A 1,415-nucleotide genomic window follows, 5' to 3' on the forward strand; every position below is an offset into this window, starting at 1 on the left:
CAGAAAAGGTCTGGCGGGCCCTGACCGTTCCGGAGCTGCTCGCCGCCTGGATGATGCCGAACGACATCAGACCCGAGATCGGCAATCGTTTTGCCTTCGCCGGTCCGAATGCGCCGATCGAATGCGAAATCCTCGACGCCGAGCCCGAACGGCTGTTGCGCTATTCCTGGCGGGAGCGCTCGCAGCCAGGCGGCGCGGCGCGGCAGGCCCCGCTCGACAGCCCATTGGACAGCATTGTCACCTTCACACTCGCCCGCACGGTTTCCGGCGGCACGCATCTGCGCATCGTCCATGATGGCTTCGCCCGGACGGCAATGCCCGCAATTGCCATGGCCGGCGCCGGCTGCCGGCTTTCACTTGACAGTTCACGCAAGCCAATCGCCGCAAACATGCCTCGCCTCTTGCTGCGTGCAGCCTGAGCGACAACAACGGAGACATACAATGAGCGGCCTTGCCAGTCTGGTGCCGATGGTGATCGAGCAATCGAGCCGCGGCGAACGTGCCTTCGACATCTTTTCACGGCTGCTGCGCGAGCGCATCGTCTTCATCAATGGCGAGATCAACGACGACATCTCGGCACTGGTCTGCGCACAGCTGCTGTCGCTGGAATCCGACAATCCCGACAAGGAGATCTCGCTCTACATCAACTCGCCGGGCGGCGTGGTGACCAGCGGCTTCGCCATCTACGACACGATGCAATATATCAGTTGCCCGGTATCCACCGTGTGCATGGGCTTTGCCGCCTCGATGGCTTCTTTCCTGCTGATGGCAGGCACACCGGGGCGTCGTATCTCGCTGCCGAACGCCACCATCCTGCTGCATCAGCCGCTGGGCGGCTTCCAGGGCCAGGCCTCCGACATCCAGCGTCATGCCGAGCGCATCGGCCGGACGAAACGGCACATGGCCGAACTCTACGCGCAACATTGCGGCCGCACCTATGAAGAGGTCGAGCGCACGCTGGATCGCGACCACTTCATGACCGCCCGGGAGGCACAGGCATGGGGCATCGTCGACCATGTTTTCGACACGCGAAAAAAGGCGGCATGAAGCCAAGCCCCTGATCCTGGCTCCTGCCGGTTGTCGAAGATTTGACGACGCTGGTCTGGTCCCATCGCCGGCACGTCACTATAGTCTTGCGATGACCGACACTTATCCGTCCAGACCATCGCGCCGCGTCATCGCCGTCGTGGTGCTCGCTTTTGCCGGCCTTGTGAGCGGCGCGGCTTTTGCAGAGGACAGTTCGCCAGCGCAGAAAGGCGCCCTGCCCGGCGTGACCGGCGACTATCGTATCGCCAAGCCGGCTCCCAAACCCGACGACGCGTTTCCCAGCAACGGCAATGGTCAGTTCAAGATCGGCGATACGGATGTCAGGATTTCCGGCAGCATCACCGTCGATGTCGGCGCCGGCTCAACAG

Annotated in this window: 3 protein-coding genes; all 3 read left to right on the top strand. The window is 62.8% G+C overall.

The features are described 5' to 3' along the window. A partial coding sequence (locus EN935_RS35940) for an SRPBCC domain-containing protein (protein WP_127374223.1) occupies positions 1 to 419 on the top strand: 419 nt, incomplete at its 5' end. Between the two features lie 22 nt (positions 420 to 441). After that, positions 442 to 1,047, top strand: coding sequence for an ATP-dependent Clp protease proteolytic subunit (locus tag EN935_RS35945; protein WP_127263090.1), 606 nt, complete (start codon positions 442 to 444; stop codon positions 1,045 to 1,047). A 91-nt stretch (positions 1,048 to 1,138) separates the two neighbouring features. Beyond that, positions 1,139 to 1,415: hypothetical protein (locus tag EN935_RS35950; RefSeq protein WP_127374224.1), on the top strand; the 277-nt coding region annotated here is incomplete at its 3' end.

Origin of the sequence: Mesorhizobium sp. M7D.F.Ca.US.004.03.1.1 (assembly GCF_003998635.1) — a bacterium.
GTDB lineage: Bacteria > Pseudomonadota > Alphaproteobacteria > Rhizobiales > Rhizobiaceae > Mesorhizobium > Mesorhizobium loti.